Origin of the sequence: Siphonobacter sp. BAB-5405 (assembly GCF_002872335.1) — a bacterium.
Classification (GTDB): domain Bacteria; phylum Bacteroidota; class Bacteroidia; order Cytophagales; family Spirosomataceae; genus Siphonobacter.
In genome coordinates this window covers 12,703-30,421 of the sequence record NZ_NJAG01000005.1, presented here as the reverse complement: position 1 = coordinate 30,421, position 17,719 = coordinate 12,703, and the positions used below count along the sequence as shown (strand labels likewise).

At 50.1% G+C, this 17,719-nt stretch carries 14 protein-coding genes and 1 pseudogene; 6 read left to right on the top strand and 9 right to left on the bottom strand.

Features of this window, described 5'->3' with window-relative positions:
* Positions 1–7 precede the first annotated feature (7 nt).
* Together BWI97_RS04155 and BWI97_RS04150 are read right to left on the bottom strand one after the other, a co-directional pair.
* Positions 8–1,198, bottom strand: coding sequence for a class I SAM-dependent rRNA methyltransferase (locus BWI97_RS04155; RefSeq protein WP_094812335.1), 1,191 nt, complete (start codon positions 1,196–1,198; stop codon positions 8–10).
* A gap of 218 nt (positions 1,199–1,416) precedes the next feature.
* Complete coding sequence (locus BWI97_RS04150) at positions 1,417–2,367, bottom strand: zinc dependent phospholipase C family protein (protein WP_102200150.1); 951 nt, start codon at positions 2,365–2,367, stop codon at positions 1,417–1,419.
* A 180-nt stretch (positions 2,368–2,547) separates the two neighbouring features.
* Between BWI97_RS04150 and rpsT the strand changes: the two genes are divergently transcribed.
* Complete coding sequence (gene rpsT, locus BWI97_RS04145; RefSeq protein ID WP_094812331.1) at positions 2,548–2,811, top strand: 30S ribosomal protein S20; 264 nt, start codon at positions 2,548–2,550, stop codon at positions 2,809–2,811.
* 87 nt (positions 2,812–2,898) lie between these two features.
* Positions 2,899–3,599, top strand: a pseudogene (gene radC / locus BWI97_RS04140) (DNA repair protein RadC).
* Here radC and BWI97_RS04135 read toward each other — a convergent pair.
* Genes BWI97_RS04135 through BWI97_RS04120 form a run of 4 tightly spaced genes read right to left on the bottom strand, consistent with a single transcriptional unit; the run spans position 3,596 to position 9,143 of the window.
* Positions 3,596–6,283, bottom strand: a complete 2,688-nt coding sequence (locus tag BWI97_RS04135) for a CHAT domain-containing tetratricopeptide repeat protein (protein WP_146010868.1) — start codon at positions 6,281–6,283, stop codon at positions 3,596–3,598. The pseudogene radC and the gene BWI97_RS04135 sit on opposite strands and share 4 nt — an antisense overlap.
* Entirely contained in the window at positions 6,252–7,799 is a 1,548-nt protein-coding gene (locus tag BWI97_RS04130; protein WP_102200148.1) for a S8 family serine peptidase, read from the bottom strand. Before BWI97_RS04130 ends, BWI97_RS04135 begins: the two co-directional genes overlap by 32 nt.
* A gap of 36 nt (positions 7,800–7,835) precedes the next feature.
* Complete coding sequence (locus BWI97_RS04125) at positions 7,836–8,543, bottom strand: hypothetical protein (RefSeq protein ID WP_102200147.1); 708 nt, start codon at positions 8,541–8,543, stop codon at positions 7,836–7,838.
* A 3-nt stretch (positions 8,544–8,546) separates the two neighbouring features.
* Positions 8,547–9,143 carry an RNA polymerase sigma factor gene (locus BWI97_RS04120; RefSeq protein ID WP_102200146.1) on the bottom strand — a complete coding sequence of 199 codons (597 nt, stop codon included), beginning with the start codon at positions 9,141–9,143 and terminating at the stop codon, positions 8,547–8,549.
* A 142-nt stretch (positions 9,144–9,285) separates the two neighbouring features.
* Here BWI97_RS04120 and BWI97_RS04115 point away from each other — a divergent pair, with 142 nt between their 5' ends.
* Entirely contained in the window at positions 9,286–9,546 is a 261-nt protein-coding gene (locus BWI97_RS04115) for a response regulator transcription factor (protein WP_102200145.1), read from the top strand.
* A 68-nt stretch (positions 9,547–9,614) separates the two neighbouring features.
* Here the strand turns inward: BWI97_RS04115 and BWI97_RS04110 are convergent, their stop codons facing one another.
* Together BWI97_RS04110 and BWI97_RS04105 are read right to left on the bottom strand one after the other, a co-directional pair.
* A complete protein-coding gene (locus tag BWI97_RS04110) occupies positions 9,615–11,237 on the bottom strand; it encodes a hypothetical protein (RefSeq protein WP_102200144.1) in 1,623 nt (540 codons plus the stop codon).
* Between the two features lie 255 nt (positions 11,238–11,492).
* Positions 11,493–12,932 (bottom strand): serine hydrolase, encoded by a 1,440-nt coding sequence (locus BWI97_RS04105; protein WP_158242681.1) that lies wholly within the window; start codon positions 12,930–12,932, stop codon positions 11,493–11,495.
* A gap of 337 nt (positions 12,933–13,269) precedes the next feature.
* Between BWI97_RS04105 and BWI97_RS28240 the strand changes: the two genes are divergently transcribed.
* The 3 genes from BWI97_RS28240 to fumC all read left to right on the top strand — a co-directional run bounded on the left by BWI97_RS28240 (position 13,270) and on the right by fumC (position 16,787).
* Entirely contained in the window at positions 13,270–14,409 is a 1,140-nt protein-coding gene (locus BWI97_RS28240; protein ID WP_102200142.1) for a sialate O-acetylesterase, read from the top strand.
* Positions 14,310–15,251, top strand: a complete 942-nt coding sequence (locus BWI97_RS29175) for a T9SS type A sorting domain-containing protein (RefSeq protein WP_369826538.1) — start codon at positions 14,310–14,312, stop codon at positions 15,249–15,251. The genes BWI97_RS28240 and BWI97_RS29175 overlap by 100 nt, the downstream gene beginning before the upstream one ends.
* A gap of 138 nt (positions 15,252–15,389) precedes the next feature.
* Positions 15,390–16,787 (top strand): class II fumarate hydratase, encoded by a 1,398-nt coding sequence (gene fumC / locus BWI97_RS04090; RefSeq protein ID WP_102200140.1) that lies wholly within the window; start codon positions 15,390–15,392, stop codon positions 16,785–16,787.
* A 67-nt stretch (positions 16,788–16,854) separates the two neighbouring features.
* On the opposite strand, the gene BWI97_RS04085 is transcribed toward fumC, so the two are convergent.
* Complete coding sequence (locus BWI97_RS04085; RefSeq protein ID WP_102200139.1) at positions 16,855–17,607, bottom strand: DeoR/GlpR family DNA-binding transcription regulator; 753 nt, start codon at positions 17,605–17,607, stop codon at positions 16,855–16,857.
* Between the last annotated feature and the right edge of the window lie 112 nt (positions 17,608–17,719).

Sequence of the window (17,719 nt, the reverse complement as noted above, 5' to 3'; positions counted from 1 at the left end):
TTTCTTTTTATTCCACGTACAAAACCAATCCTTTCAGGTAATGACCTTCGGGATGGAAGAAGTTGACGGGGTGATCGGGTCCCTGCGACAGGTGATGCAGGACGCGTACCTGCCGGCCAGCTTCAATGGCGGCGGCGACGATCGTATTATAAAACAATTCCCGGTCTACCACCTGTGAACAGGAAAACGTAAACAGAATACCACCGGGAGCGAGTCGCTTGAGCCCTTCAATATTCAGTCGTTTATACCCCTGAACGGCCCGGTGACGGGCGTCCATGCTCTTCGCGTACGCGGGTGGATCGAGTACCACCACATCGTACTGCTGATCGTGCGTTTTGAGGTATTTTACCACGTCTTCGGCGTACGAAGCGTGCGTGGCTTCGGGGCCAAACGCATTGGCTTCGACGTTCGCTTCCACCAGCTTAATGGCCTTTTCCGATACATCTACCGAATGGACCAGCGAGGCTTCCGCCGACAAGGCATAAATCGAAAAGCCACCCGAATAGCAGAAGGCATTCAGGACACGTTTGCCTTTTACGTACTTGGTCAGCAATTGCCGATTTTCGCGTTGATCCAGGAAAAAGCCTGTCTTCTGTCCGGTTTGCCAGTCAATCAAAAAGGTATGACCATTTTCCAGTACCGGGTGTGGTAACGTAATCGTATCCTTTTGCCAGAGATAGCCGTTTTGTACCGATTGAGCGTAGCGATCCGGTAAGGTTTCGTGACTCTTATCGTAAATGCCTTTCAGAGCATCGCCGTATAGTTTTTGCAGAGCCTGGGCAATGGCTTCCCGTTCCCGGTGCATGCCTACGCTGTGGGCCTGAAAGACAACTACGCCGTTGTACCAGTCGAGAATAAGACCGGGAAATCCGTCCCCTTCGCCGTGCACCAGTCGGTAGCAGGTCGTGGTCGTAAACTGTAAGGCTTGCCGAACGCGAAGGGCATTTTCTAGTTTTTGTAACCAGAAATCTGCATCGGGCGTTAACGGCTCAAACGAGAATAATTTTACGGTAATTGAACCCTCGTGGTAGTGGCCCGTCGCCAGGTAATTTTTCTGATGATCGAGTACTTCTACCACTTCGCCATCCTTTGGCTTACCGAGGGTTTTGGCAATAGCTCCCGAAAACACCCAGGGGTGGAAACGACGAACGGGAGCGTCCTTTCCGGGCTTCAATATAATCTGTACCACTGATTCCATTCCACAAAGATAACAGGGGATGGGGCAATCGTTGTCAGTAGATTGTTGATAGTTAATGGAGGAAGGTAAGATTACTAAGTCGGCAATAACCGATGCTGGAGTTGTGTAGGATATAGGTTACAAAGCAATGGATACTGGTACAGGTTTCAATCAAACACCCCAATCCTGAAGGAATGCAGGGTAACAACCATCAACAACTAACTAACAATCCCAAACCCTTACTCCTCCGACCGTACCCGAAACAAACGCTGCAACCACGAACGTTTCTCTACCTCGTCCATCTGTTTGTCTTTTTCACTGAGTGTAGGAAGTTGATTCAGATCTGGCTGACCCGCATCAATCCAGCAGGTATACCAGAAATCGCCGATCATTTTTACGGAAGCCCGCATCTGTCTTTCAACCTGATGATTGAGTAACTGATGATACCGTTCGGAAAATTCACGGGAGTAGGTCTTTTGAATGACGTTACCTCGTTCTTCCAGCGAATACTTCCGGGATTGACCTAGTTCTTGAGTCACCTGCGTTTCCAGCGAAAACAGCGAATCCAGGCAATGATGAGCCTGACGTACCGCTTCCCAGGAGCGGCGGGCGGGCGAGCGAACGTACGCGGCTGTACCGACGAAAAAATCGTACTGCTCGGCGTAAAGCTCGGGCAGACGACTTTCCCAGAAGGCGTGAATGCCTTCCTGTCCAGTCAGTTGGCCGTTGTAGTTACGCGTGGTGTGTAGGGGTACATTCCCATCAGCAATGTAATGGCCCATTTCCGCCGAAAGTTTTAGAATACGAGCGATGTTTCGTTGCTGAAAAGCCTCGGTCAACTGAAACTTCATGCGTTGAATGTGCCAGGGTACGATGCCATGCGTATTAAGCGTATCCTCGCCCCAGTATGCCACGGCATCCTTCCAGTACGGTTTGTTCCATACACTGTCACCATAAGCTTCTACGTCGAGGTAATGGCGGGCAGCTTCACCCACGACAGCATAGCGACGCTTATCTGGATTGACGGAATTTTCCATCAGATACATCAGGTTCTTTTTGTAAAAGCGACCCATTTCAGGGGGCAGCGTAAAGATCGCCAGGCGGTTAATTCGCTGGTGAGCATAAAAGCCCCAGCTAAAAGCCGGATACAGAGGAATTTGCAGAAAAATCAGCAGAAAGAACCGTTTCATGGGTTGGAGTAATGGAAAAGGAGCGAATGGCCATTGATCAAATCATTAGCCATCAGCTAATTTGAAGGGATTCACGTATTTAGTAAAGAATTTTTGAGCGAACGGCTGGTAATCTGAGAAGGAAGTCTTACTTTTGCATTCCTATTCCGAAAATCCATAGATTCTCAGTAATATAAAGACATGGCAAACCACAAATCAGCTCTGAAGCGGATCCGGGCAAACGAGACGAAACGCCTTCGTAACCGTTTCCAGCATAAAACGACTCGTACGTTCATCAAGAAACTGCGTGCTACTACCGATAAAGTAGAAGCTCAGGACCTGTACAAAAAAGTTGCTTCTATGTTGGATAAATTGGCGAAGAAAAACGTCATCCACAAAAACAAAGCGGCTAACAACAAGTCGAAGCTGGCAAGATTTGTCAACAAACTGCAAGCTGCTGCTTAATTGCCGGATAGCCCATTGATTGAACGGTAGCCTTCCGTTCAGTTAGAAGCCTTACTTTCGCTAGTAAGGCTTTTTCGCTATTCCCCTATGACTCCTGTTTACCAGCCGCTAAGTACGATCAAGACCTGGGCCGAAGAAGATCGCCCCCGGGAAAAGTTAATGCTGAAAGGCAAAGCCGCGTTGAGTGATGCCGAATTACTGGGCATCCTGATCAATTCGGGTATTCAGCATTATACGGCAGTCGACTTGGCCAAGATGATCCTGAGTAGCGTGGGCAATGACCTCAATCAACTGGCTAAACTGAGTATCAAGGAGCTTTCTAAATTTAAAGGCATCGGCGAAGCCGGGCTATTACGATTGTATCCGCTCTGGAACTGGGTCGCCGCCGGAAAGAATCGGAACCGATCGTACGCTCAATCATCACGAGTTCAGAAACGGCATATCAGGCGTTACGACCGCATCTGATGGATTTACTGCACGAGGAATTCTGGATTCTGCTACTTAACCGGGCTAATCAGATCATACGACCTATGCAAGTTTCAGCGGGCGGCGTTTCGGGTACAGTAGCCGATCCTAAGCTGATTTTTAAACACGCCATCGAGCATTTAGCCAGTGGTATGATTCTGGCTCACAACCACCCTTCAGGAAACCTGCAACCCAGTCAGGCGGACAAAGACCTGACCCGAAAGTTAAAGGAAGCCGGAAAGCTACTCGACATCCCCATTCTGGACCACCTCATCCTGTGCGATCATAAGTATTTGAGCTTCGCAGACGAAGGCTTACTTTAAAGGTGTCTCTTTCTTCGCTGCCACCAAAGGCCTAAACCAATCAATACCAAACCACCCGCAATGCCCGCCGTAGCAGGAAGGGCTGCATCGTCGTACAAGGGAGTCGTTTCGCCCATCTGGATGAGGCCCGACCAGTAATACGGAAGTTGCTGATCCTGCGTTTGTAACCATTGAAGCTGAGCCTTTTGTAAGGCCAGATCCTGTGGTAAACCCTGGGAAAGAAAGTGGTAAAAATCTTCAATCAAGGTGTACGTAGCCTTGTTTTCGACACTCCACAAGGTCGTAATGGTACTGGGAATACCCAAAGCCGCAAATCCCCGCGACAAACTGAATACACCTTCTCCTTTCTGATTAACCCCCACCCCCGTTTTACAGGCTGACAACACGAGTAAACGCGTACGAAAAGGAGGAGCGTTCTCCAGTTCAGAAAGTTTCAGAGCCGAATCTGCGAAGTACAGGACCGGTTCGTGGGTAGCGGTACTATCGGCGTCAGCATGGGTGAACAGGTGTAGAATCCGGTAATCGGCAGCCTGCTCCAGAAAGGCCCGTTTGGTAGCCGCCTCGTGTACCAGCGTTTTCGGGAAAAAGACCTGCTTTTCAATCCGGTTTAAGGTCTGGACCGAACCCGGCAAAGGCTGTTGATGCAGAGCCGGAGCAAAGGCTTCGGGAGCCAGGCCCAGAAAATTTTTACTCCATCCCATCGGCGGACGTTTTCGCAGTAGAAATCCCGCGGAGTACGTGTAACTAAAGGCATGCGTATGGATAAGATAATCGGAAGGACGGTCAGGTGAAAAACGGAAGGCATCGAAGGGAAGCACGACGCCGTCCGAGGAAATGATGAAGCGAGTCGAAGTCAGACCTAAAGGAGCCAGTAATCGCTGATATAATTCATAACCCAGCCGGTTGAACTGCTGTACTTCCGTGACAGTGAGTTGGGCAGTGGAGCAGTACTTGAGGAATTGCTGGGCTATGCCTTGCAGGCCGGTTAGCGGCAGGCGTTTGCAAACCGTTTTAGTTGGAGTGATGCCCAGTGCGTACAGAGCCCGTTCGCCGATAAAGTAACTAACCAGAGCCTGATCTTTGGCCAGCAACGATTTCTGTACGGTTTGCAGCGACGGCACCTGATTTTCGTACTTGTACTGATAGTACGTCGGGTGGGTTTTTTCGAGGGAACGGATAAAAGCCTGTTGAGCCTGCGTCACGCTATCCAGGCGGATACGGGTGGCTCGTTGTTCCGCCAATGAGCCGAGTGGGGAGAGTTCCTGCAACTGCTCGATAGCCTGACGATAGGCCCGTTCCTGCTCGGCCAGCTGAGCGGGTAATTGCCGACTGGCATTCCACTCGTTGAGACGGTCGGCCAGCAGTACGGCCCGGCTTTTTTCGAAAAAGTAAAAGGCTCGACTGCTGTTTTTCTGCCAGTAACACACCTGAATGGCATCTTCGTAAAAAGATCGGGTTGTATTTCGCCAGTATAGCTTGGATTTCATCCCCTGATGACTCCACCGCATCCGGTCAATCATCTGATCGGTAACCGTGATGGTTTGCTGAGCGAGGGTGAGGTACTGCGGATCGTGCGTTTGCTGGTATCGCATTCGTAAGGCCTGCACTTTTTGCTTGAGTAACAGCAGCAGATATTCCTTCCGGGATACACTTTGCAACTGGCTCGTATGCGGATTGGCACTCAGACGATGGGGCGTACAGGAACGCACTAATTGATGAATACCCCGCTGGAAATAAGCCAAAGCCACCGTTGGACGGATACTGTTCAGTTCACCCAGGTTGCTGTATACAATCGCTCGTACATCGGGTTCCTGAAAATACGTCAAGGCTAGCAGGTAGGCTCTCTGAGCCTGTACGGGTTGCCTTAGATGTTTGAAAAGTATTCCTTGTTCGTTGTAGAGTTTTCCCTGTGAAACGCTGTCAGTAAACGTGCGTAATGCCTGTTTGAGTAATTCCTGAGCCCGGGGCAACTGTCGTAGTTGCAAATAAATGTCAATGGCCAGTAACGAGTGGTCTGGATTGAGGGGGCCGTGTTTAGAATCGATGACCGATTCCATCAACTGGGCCGCCTCGGGCAACTGATTCAACCCAATGAGGCCTTCTACTTTCTGATTCAGATTATACAATTCGCGGGAAGAACTATGGGCCAGACGGGCGTAGTCAATCCCCTTGTCGGCATATTCAACGGCCTGATGAAAATCACCTTTGGCGTTGGCCAGATACGCGTACTGGGCACAGGCTGCGGCCACCCGTTCGTGAAACTGGTAACGTTCGCTATGCGTAATGACCTGGAGTAAGGTACTTTCGGCTTCTTCCCAACGGTTGTTTCCGATGAGATAGGCCCCGTAGCGGTACATACTCTGCGTGTACAAATCGGGGGGAAGGGCAGGCAGACGAACGGCTTCCTGCAACTGTTCCAGGGCTTTTTTCTTATTACCCGCCAGCCAGTACAGATTGCCCAGAGTGTTTAGCAACCGACCGTAGGAAGAATCCCTGGCTATTTCACAATGCTTCCAGTCGCGTTTCAGGTTCTCCCAGTCAGCGATGGATTCCGACGGCAGCAGGCGACTGACTTGGGAGGCAAACGTAGTGGAGGGTCGGCATTGGGCATAGGCCGACCCTCCACTCAGGAACAGAATACCCGCGAGTAGTTTAGGGACGATATGGGATATACTGGCCGTCAACGACGTAGGCTTTCAACGACTCATTGACTTGTAGGGGCAGGTGTTTCAGATACGCGGCTTTCAGCGAAAGGTTGCCCGACTCGTAATCGGCCCGAATGGCGGCGTAATGGCGGGCGGCCAATCCCAAGGCATACGGCGTGGCAAAAGACGAACCTTCAATGGTACCAGACTCCTGTTTGCAGGAACGATACGGGTTGCGGAAACTACCCTCTTCCGTTAGCACGCCAAGCGTAACGTATCGGTTCGAGTAGTTTTCGTAAGGTACCAGCTGCTTTTTAGCAATCACGGTAGGCTTTGGCAAAATCTCAAGGGGGCGGGGTAGGGGCCTCCGGATCGGACCTGGTTTTACGGTCGTAATGGTAATGATGTTATCGAGCCCCAAACAGGCCGGATAAAAGGAAGTACTGGAAATATCTTTCGGCGTACCGTCTATATCCCCGTGATTACCCGCGGCACAGAATACCATCACCCCAGCCTTATCAAGCGTTTTGAAAAATCGCTCCAGCAACGGAATTTTCGCTCCGTAATACCCGAAACTCGCGTTGACAATGTTCGCTTTGTTTCGAACCACGTAGGCTAACGCACACAACAGATCGGAAAGCGAGCCAATGCCCTCCTGATCGAAAACTTTCAGAATCATCAGTCGCGTGCGGGGCGAGAGTTGATGAATGATGTGAGCCACTTTAGTACCGTGTCGGTACAGGTTGTTATCAATCGGCAGGTGCTCGGAGGAAGGCGGTGCCAGGTCGGGGTACGCAAAATTCCAGCCAATTTGTTCCACCGCTACGGTACCTTTCGAGCAAGGATCAATCGCTTGCTGGTACCAGCACGGAATCTGATAATCCCGGTCTTCCAGCCCCGTATCGATGATGGCTACGGTCGTATCGTCGGACGATTGATTATATTTTTCCAGGGAATACTGATCCGGATCGACCCGCGTAGATTCAATGACCTCGCAGGCGGAAGGATCCCAGGTTACGGCGGAGGTGCAATAGTCCAGTTCTGTCTCCATCCTCCCTACCGGTGGTTGTGTCGAAGCGTGTTTGGGGGGAACGCCTTCTACCTGACTAATGCCCCGAAGCTCGTGCAGGTTTTCACCTTCCAGTAAAAAAGTGAGCGGTCCCAGACAATCACATTCAACCGTCCGCTGAATCTGATACCGTTTATGATTTAAATCGTAGAGGTACGCCGAGCAACTAGCCCGTTCGACTTCCGTCAGCGTTCGGTTGAACAAAATCTCGTAATTCCTGCCGTTGAAGAAGTCGAGTAATTGCTGGCGGGTCGTCAGTTTAAACCGATTCCCTTTTTCATCGAACAATTCCAGGGATTCAATCTGTACAATCTGACGGTTCCGATAGGCGAAACCCGTTCCCGATTCTACTTCTACAATATCCCGGTACTTGGCATTCCCCCGGAACAAACGAAGGAAATCATCTTTGGTACGAAAAGAACTGACCATGGGTTTGCCCCGGCGAAGGGGCTCTTCCCGATGGGGGTCGGGCTCTTGATTTTGCATAGAAGATAGGAGTTAAGGTTAAACGAATCAAAGGGGTTACTTCATCCATTCAACAGCCTCGGCCTTACCCGGTAAGCCTTCCTGCACCACACGCTTCAGTAAAGACTCCACGGCTTCCGCATCCTCAGGACGATTACGTTGGATACGGGCCAGTGCTTCGTAAAAAGGACCCGGATTCGCGTACAGATCGGCTCGCCGACTCAGGTGCTGAAAGTGTTCAATGGCCTGATCATAGTGTTTCTGTCGCAGAGCCGTAAGGCCCGCCAGTCGTTGAGCGTCGCTGTCGGTAGCATGTTGTACCAGCCAGGCGTCAAAGAGCTGAGCGGCCTGGGGTAATTTGCCTTGGTTATACAGGCCAATGCCTTGCTGAAGAGTATCGCTGCGACTACTCATGGCCGTACCCAGGGTTTGTAATTCCTGGCTTACGTACGCATCGGCCAGCTCCCGCCGCGAAGGTTCCTGCATTCGCCAGAACCACAGGCCCAGTACCACCAGCAATACGGCTGCCAGCCCTGCCGCGTATCCGATCCAGGAACGCTGTACGACGGGTCGAGGGGGTTGCCCTTCCCATTGTTTCCGTTTTTCAGCTAGTACTTCCTGTCGGGCCACGTGGCGAGCCTGCAAATAAAAAGCTGCAGCCGAAGCAAGTTCGGGGTCGGTTTTCAGGGCTTCTGCAAATTTTCTTCGCTCGGTCTCGGGCATTTCACCCTGGAAAAACCGATCCACTTGTTCTAATTCATTCATCACCTACGATCTTCTGCTTTTGGATTCCGCGTATAAGGCCCGTAATCGCTCCAGACAACGTAAGCGGCTGGTTTTGGCTACGGCTGCCGTCTGGTATTGTAAGTGCTGGGCGATCTCCTCGTCGGAATACCCTTCTCCCCAGGCTAGCACCATCTGTCGGCACTTATCGCCTAAACTGGCCAATCGTTCCCGAAGTAGCGTCAGGTCACTTTCCGTCATCAGATTCTGTAGTGCCGTTCGGGTTTCGTCGGGCAGTACCAAATCCTCCAGCGATACGCCCTGATGGACACTTTCCCGATTAGTCGAATTTTTTCGAACCAGGTCAACACACTTGTTATAAAAAATTTGATAGAGGTAGGTTTTCAGACCTGAGCGGCCTTCAAAACGATTGGAGGTAAGGTGTTCGATGACGGTGAGTACGGCATCGGAATAGGCACTGGCACATTCATCGGGACTCAGTTTGTGCTTAAACGTCGCTTCCCGAATCAGGTACTGATACTGCTCGTAGAGGCGATTTTCACAATTACGACGCAAATTCCCGCCGGCTTTGATTCCCGCGATAAGATCCGAATCCGAAAGAGCTCGTTTTAATAAAATCATGGAGGAACAGGCCAGGAAAGCGGCTGTAAATTAAACAGTTAGTAGTAAAATAATCGAACGATGTATTTTTTTTATCGAAAGATGTTTCCACTCTACAGGCGAAGTGCGACCAAACCATCAGAACGCACTAACAGCTACCATCATGTCTAGCTTACCTCAGTCTCGCCGCTTTTATCTGTCGCCCCGCGAACTCCAGTTACCTGATACGGCCTTAACCCTCCGCGAACGTGAAGTGCTGGGGCTACTGGCTCAGGGAATGAGTTACAAAATGATTGCTTGTGAATGTGGAATCACCTTTAATACGGTTCAAACGCACATCAAACGCGTGTATATGAAATTAGGCGTCAACTCCGCTACCAAGGCCATTTTACTGGGCTTCCGGAAGGGTATCATTTCTTTATAGTTCGACCCGTTCAACCTTCAATTGCTTTTGATCAAAGGCTGGCTTTCCCGAAAGTCAGCCTTATCTGTTTACAGGAATTGAATTCCTCGCTGAACCGCCGCCAGACGATCTTTCCGAATGTAAATGCGTACGCCCTCCACGCGACTCAGAAACTGGTAGTGTCGCTGGATGTAGCGTCGAATGGCAGGGATACTTTCATGAATGGCCGAGGTATGCACAAACGGGAAGTTGTGCCGGGAACCAACGGCGTCCACGAAAACGGCGGGAGTATTGGTTTTCAGGTTGTGTAAATACCGTTGCTGATAATCCACCATGAGCGGACTTTCCGTAGTGCAACGGACGGAATGATTTTCGGCGACGGCCTGCGGCATCTGAGCCATAACGTACCCTTCGGTCCACCAGCCCCAGATCGCTAAACTTTCGCCCGGTCCGGAATACTGATGAATCGTAGTAATGATTCGGTTGGAAGCCAGGTCTTTGCTTTCTTCCGCATTGGTATAGGAAGTATCCCGAATCAGGGAAGTCCACCAAACGGAAGATCCCACGACAATTAAAGCGACGGTATAACTGAATTGAACCGTGCGGTAGGAGAAATTTCGCGTAATCGAACGGAGTGAAAACGTATTGATGAACGTCAGAAAGGGAATGAAATACAGTAAATAATGATGGAAAAACATACCCGGTTTCACAATGGTGTAAGCCGTAATCAGCAACCAGCTAAACAGAAAAACAAGCAGGGATTTTTCGAGTTTCCAGAACCAGCGAAAGGCAAACAGAAAGAGCAGAATACTAATCAGCAGGAAATCACGGAACGGGAATACTTTCACCAGCATGGCTACCAAATGATGGAACCGTCGGTACAGACTAACTTCCTGTCCATACACTAGGTTACCTTCAATGTAATACCGGTAAAAATCGCCGAGAACTTGGTAATAGAGCAGTAAGCCAAAAATCAGTACTGTGACGGAAGTCGCTCCCAGCACAAGGTTAAGGATGCCTTTGTACGCTCGAATCTGAAAACATAGGTGCAAACCATAGCCAGTAAAAACCAGGGCTATGGGTAAGCTTTGAATCTTGGCCCAGGGCACTAGAGCCAGTACAAAACCCAGCAAAAATCCGAACGCCCCCGGAGATTTCTGAATCGAAGCCAGTATGTACAAGCTGATACTGAAGAGAAAAATCGACAGGATTTCGCTTGAGTAATGAATGAAATCGTGGGTCTGATTATACGCGTAAAAGAGCAGGGTCAGCGTAAGCGATAAACGAGCCGACTGGGAATCGAAAAAAGACTGGAGAGCCTTATACAAAGCTATGAGCGTGCCGATGATGAGAAGCAAGCAAACCAGGCGGCAGGACGTATAATCAAAAGTACCCGTGAGGAGTTTTCCCAGAAAGAGTACGTAACTATTCAGAGGGCCGGAAGTGGTCCCATCCACCGACTGCCAGAAAATCGGCCGCTCCCATAACGTCATGGCTTGGGTAATGACCGAACTTTCATCAATGTTGATCTGCTGGTTATAAAGAATAAAAGGTAAGCGTAAGACGGTGAGAATCAGAATCAACGTACTTAGAAACACCGTATCGGATTGATGTTTCTGCCAGTTCAACTGGATGAGGATAAACAGAAATCCCAGCGACAGGATAAAAAAGTAGATGGGATTGCTATCAAACAAAACGAGTTCCTTCATCATTCGTAGTTAAGAATGACACTAATGCCTGATGGAAAAGCAATGAATAGGGGAACGCGGGGTGCTGAAACGCAGGGATGAGCGGATTCCCTCTAAAAAAGCAGCTTCAGCGAAATACTACCTGGCGGAGTAGCGTATGGATGCATACTGAAATGCGGCGGAACAGTTGGCAAGATCAGCGATACCCGCTGAAATAGCAAATAAATTCGGAAAGTTTGCGTACAGAAAAGGCTGGTCTCCGCTGGACCAGCCTTGGGGTTATCGTCTTCTTTTTTTCTGGGCCGGAGCCTTACGTTTGACCGGGGCCTTGGCTTTTGTAGCTTTTGCCCCCCGCCTGGTCACGACGTGTTGCTTTCCTTTGCGGTGAACCACCTTATGTTTGACCACCGGAGCGACAGGTAGCATTTTGTAGAGATCGGAAAGGGAAAGCTCCGGCGTTACGTCGCCTCCGCCCTGCATCCCTTCGCCCGCCAGCATTTGATCACCCGTTTCGGGATCTACGTTTTCACCCCGCAGGAAGAACCGGGCTTTGTCCGGATACAGAATGGCCTGTACCATTTTTACCTGCGAAAGGTAGCTGTTGGCTACGTTGGAAAGCATAATGATGCTACTCTGATCGGGGCGGTTTCGCATGAAATAATTCTTGAAACCATGCCACCAGCCGGTATGAAACGTCAGCCACTGATCGTTGGGGATTTTCTGTAAACGCCAGCCGAAGCCGTAGTTCCGCGTAACGAGCCGGGCGTCGTCATTGGCTGGTCGAAAGGCTTCTTCCAGTGTCTTCTGGCTAATGAGCTGTTCGGTATATAAACCCCGATCCCACTTAAACATATCTTCCGCAGTGGAATACAAACTCTTATCGCCCGTTACGCTGTCGAGGTAGTCAATAGCCAGCGATCGTCTCCCGCCCGTATAACCCGTCGCGGCAGCCATGAGCAGGTTGGTATTGGTGCCGTCATACACGAAGGTGTTGTTCATGCCCAGGGGTTTGAACAGGTTTTGTTCGGCGTATTTGCTAAAGGGCTTACCGCTCAGTTTTTCGACGATGTAGGAGAGCAGTACGTAGTTGGTATTGTTGTAGTGAAACCGCACATCCGGGCGACCGTAGGGAACGGGCTTGTACAGACAAAGCTTATCAACTACCTCCTGGTTACTGAGTGGTTGGGATTTGTCACAGTACTTTTCCAGTCCGTACTGATAGCTGGGCAGACCCGAACGGTGCGTCAGTAGCAGGCGAATGGTGATGGACGAATCGTACGGAAAAGTAGGAATGAATTTATAAACCGGATCGTCGTAATTAAGCAGTCCTTTTTCCTTCATCTGCATGATTGCCACGGCCGTAAACTGCTTGGAAACGGAAGCGAGCTGAAAGGGCGTCGTCGTGGTAAGCGTATCCCGCAGGGTCAGGTTCTTGTAGCCGAATGCACCTTTGTAAATTACTTTACCGTACTGAGCAACCAATACGGTTCCGTTGAAGCCGTACCTGTTGTGCAGATTATGAAAAAACGTGTCGAGCTGACCGGCTTTCCGGCTGGCTTCAGCCGGATTGAATCGTTTGGCGATACTGTCGTTAAGAATCGCTACGGCTGGGTTACTGACGGCAACGCTCGAAGCCGCTTCTTTGGGGCTTTGCGAGCAACCGAGTAGTGAAAATAAACCCCAAATAATAGCAACGGAACAAAAACGAGCAACGGACACGGTAATTGGGAGTTTAGTTACGGTACAAAACAAAATTAGTCCTTAATCCTGGCATAAGGAACAAGCAGTTAACGAAAATGTCGAAGGGAATTTACAAATGTAACGACACAAACAAGCGATCATATATACGGGAAAGCTGAGAATAAGGCCTGCCTTGTCTGCTTTTGCCAAATTATCCTAGTAGTATTGAGTCCGCCTTTCCCGGTACTACGCTGATGCTGGATTTTCTTTTCTGATTGTGTTAACCTTTGCTCACTTCCGGTGTTGTCTCCATAGGGGCACTGTAAGGGCGTAACTAGCTTTTAACACCCGCCCGATACCCATCAAAAACCACTCTATGAAACTATTTTTTACCTGGATATTCAGTATAGCGAGTCTGGGGACCGTATTAGGTCAGGTAACCTTCTCCAAACTTCCAGCGGATAATCAGCTTTTTCCCCGTAATGAGCAATCGGAAGGAACGGTGGCCATCGCTGGTACGGTGACCGATGCCAGCGTTACTAAAATCTCCGTTCAGATTTTTCGCGGATCGAATCTGTACCGCTACGCTTCGCAAAACCTGAGTTTTCAGAACGGACGAGCTTTCTTTGCTCTCAACCCAACCATCAAAGCCGAAACGGTTCAATACCAGGCTAAAATTTACCTTGTCAAAAACCGGGACTCAACCTTGTATGCCACCCGCGTCAATCTGGTCGCGGGCGATGTGTACCTGATCAGCGGGCAGTCGAATGCCGTAGCCGGGGGTGAAGGGCCCGAGTACATTTTGTACGACCCCCAGCAGAATGAATTTTGTCGAACTTATACCACCAATTACGGTTCGGAAGGCCCCAAGTGGGTAGTGGCCAATGGTCTGAGTGTAAACGTTGGCGTGTGGGGTACGGAATTACAACGCCTGATCCGACAGAATAATCAAATCCCCACCTGTATTCTCAATAATGGTTCAGGGGGGCAGCCTATTACGTTTTTCAATGATCGTAACGCCGCTAATCCATCCGATCTGACTACCGATTACGGGAGGGCTTTGCACCGGAGTATGATGGCAGGCGTTCAGAATCAGGTCAAGGCTATTTTCTGGCGGCAGGGTGAGGCGGAAATTGGGGGTTTATCTTCGCAAATGCTGGAGTATCCCGCTCAATTTGATAAACTGTACCGCAGCTGGAAACAGGATTACCCCGTTTGCAAAAGGTATACGTTACGCAAACCGGGATTCAGCCCGCCGGGGTGGGGGATCGATCGGCCTTTGTCCGGGATTTCCAGCGTCGGACGGCCCAGCTGTACCCCGATGTACGAACCATTACGACCATGGGATTACTGGGCCACGATGGCATTCATTACCGGGCTCAGGATAACGTCATTTTCGCCCATAATCTGTATCGCATGGTCAATCGGGATTTTTACGGCTCGACGGATACGCTGCAAATCAACTCCCCCGATCCACGTAAAATCTATTATTCCAATACCCAACAGACCCAGCTAACCATCGAATTTGATATAGACCAGGAGCTGGTAGCACAAAAATCATTCGTTGGTACTTCCGTGCTTAATGGGCAGCAATTCACGCTGTATCTGAAAGATTATATCTATTTGGACGGACAGAGCGGCAGCGTAGATTCCCTGCGGGCTGAAGGTAATAAAGTGCATGTGTACCTCAATAAACCCGCTACGGCCACCCGGCTGACGTATCTGCCACCGGTCGTTCCGACGGGACACGCCATTGCGTATACAGGTCCGTATCTGCTCAACAAGCGAGAGCAGTATGCGTTTTGTTTCGAAAACGTAGCCATTGGTCCCTACCAGCCTAATCAGACGCTTCAGGCTACCAGCGTGGATTTATTTGAAGTTGCTCTCCGCTGGAGTCTGTTGCCGAATACCCGGGAAATGAAACTTGAGCGGCAGGAGAACCAGGGTACATTCACGACTCTGGCTACACTGCCCGCAAGCAGTACTACGTATACGGATAAGTCCGTCGCTCCCGGTTCCCGTTACGTTTACCGACTGCGTACTACCTTGCAGTCAGCAGCAGAGGTTACGACGCTGTTGTTGGTGATGATGTCCTTGCCTACGGGGATTGAAGAACCGCAACCTTGGTCGGTGCAACTAAGCCCCAATCCGGCCGCTCAGGAGGTACTTATCCAGCTTTCGGAGGCTCAGCCCGCTCAGATTACGCTATTCGATCAGACAGGTCGGGTACATCGGCAACAATCGACGAGCCAGCGTGAGAGTCGACTCGTTGTAGGAAACCTCGCCAATGGCCTGTATCTGCTCCGCGTGCAAACCAATCGGGGAACACTCACCCGGCGACTACTGATTCGCCATTAAGAAATCACCAGAAATTTTCAGAAAAATCCATTACCCGTTCCATTCACTTGGTAGCTTTGCGGCGAATTGCGTAAGCCCCTGGCCGAACGTTTTCTGTTCGCGGCCAGGCGTTCTCGCGGAACCGTTAAACGATAAATCATGGAATACCGTATTGAGAAAGACACCATGGGTGAAGTGCAAGTGCCCGCTCATGTGTATTGGGGAGCTCAAACCCAACGTTCCATCCTGAATTTTCCGATTGCTCAGGACATTAATAAAATGCCGAAAGAAATCATCGCGGCGTTTGCGTACCTGAAAAAAGCAGCGGCCATTACTAACTTCGAACTGGGCGTACTGCCAGAAGATAAAAAAAACCTGATTGGTCAGGTGTGCGACGAAATCCTGGACCGTAAACTCGACGATCAGTTTCCGCTGGTGGTGTGGCAAACGGGTTCGGGTACGCAGTCGAACATGAACGTGAACGAGGTTGTTGCGTACCGGGCTCACGTCGTAAATGGCGGCGATCTGGCGGACAAGCAGAAATTTGTTCACCCGAATGATGACGTGAACAAGTCGCAGTCGTCAAACGATACGTTCCCGACGGCCATGCACATTGCGGCGTATAAAATTCTGATCGAGATTACGATCCCCGGCATCGAAAAACTGCGGGATACGCTGCAAGCCAAGGCGGAAGCGTTCAAAAACGTCGTGAAAATCGGTCGTACGCACTTCATGGATGCGACGCCGCTAACATTGGGTCAGGAGTTTTCCGGCTACGTATCGCAACTGAATCACGGTCTGAAAGCCATCAAAAATACGCTGGAACACTTGTCCGAACTGGCTTTGGGTGGAACGGCTGTAGGTACGGGAATCAACACGCCCGAAGGGTATTCCGAGTTAGTAGCCAAGCACATTGCTGATCTGACGGGTCTGCCTTTCGTAACGGCTGAAAACAAATTCGAAGCTCTGGCGGCTCACGACGCCATCGTGGAAGCTCACGGTGCCCTGAAAACGGTTGCCGTAAGCCTGATGAAAATCGGTAACGATATTCGGATGCTGTCGTCTGGCCCACGGGCGGGAATTGGCGAAATCTTCATTCCGGATAACGAACCCGGCAGCTCGATCATGCCCGGTAAAGTAAACCCGACGCAATGCGAAGCCATGACCATGGTGGCGGCTCAGGTGCTGGGTAATGACGTAGCCATCAACATTGGTGGTTCAAACGGTCACTTCGAGCTGAACGTATTCAAGCCCGTGATGATCTACAACTTCCTGCACTCGGCTCGTCTGATTGGCGACGTTTGCGTAGCCTTCAACGACAAGTGTGCCGTGGGCATCGAACCGTTGACGGAAAACATCAAAAAGCACGTCAATAACTCCCTGATGCTGGTAACGGCTCTGAACCCGAAAATCGGTTACTACAAAGCCGCCGAAATCGCTCAGACCGCCCACAAAAATGGTTCTACGCTGAAAGAAACGGCTATTGCTCTAGGTTACCTTACCTCCGAAGAATTCGACGAGTGGGTGAAACCTGAAAATATGGTGGGTAAAATCTAGTATTGAAGAGAATTTACTTGCAAAAGGACCCCGAAAACGCGACGTTTCCGGGGACCTTTTTGTTATCTCACGCTTCAATCCATTCGCAACCGGCTTCCCGATACTGTTGCACCAGATTTTCATCCAGTCCAGCACGGGTAATGATGTGATGAATGGCCGAAAGCGGGGCAAATTTCAAATAGCTGTCCTGCTCGAACTTACTGAGATCGGCCAGTAAAAAGCTTTTTTCGGCGTTGGCCAGTAAGGCCTTGGTAAAGGAAGCTTCCGTTTCGCTGCGAGCCGTCAAGCCATTTTTGAGTGAAATACCATCCACCCCAATGAACGCCTTATCAGCATGATACCGAGCTACGTGTTCCAGGGCTACGGAACCGTGTACGGCCTGCCGCTGTACGTCCAGCTCTCCACCAATGAGATTGATGGAGAGGTGAGGAGCTTCCCGCAATTCCCAAATTAAAGGCAGGGAGTTAGTAATAATCTTCAGGTTACGGAAGGTTTTGAGGTACGGAGCCATCGCCAGCACGGTACTGCCGCAATCCAGAAAGAGTACGTCGTTTTCCTCTACTAATGTAGCCGCCCGCTGTCCAATCTGCTTTTTGGCCTGCGTATGGATGACCGATTTGTGAGTAAAGGGCACAAAGGGCAAGTCATTCCGGGTGGCTCCGCCGTGCGTACGAATCAGTTTGCCCCGTTCGGACAGCGTATTCAGATCCCGGCGAATCGTAATCTCAGACGTTTGTAACTGTTCGGCCAGGAAACTCACACTCCGTTCGTTTCCGTCGGCCAGAAATTCAAGTATCTGTTTCTGTCTGGTAATGTTCATAGTTGATCGAATATGAACAAATATAATTTATTTTGATCGAAATAATTTGGTTTTGATCAATAATGATCGAATTTTGTTGGTGTCATTCGTTCAACCATCAAAAATGACCCCT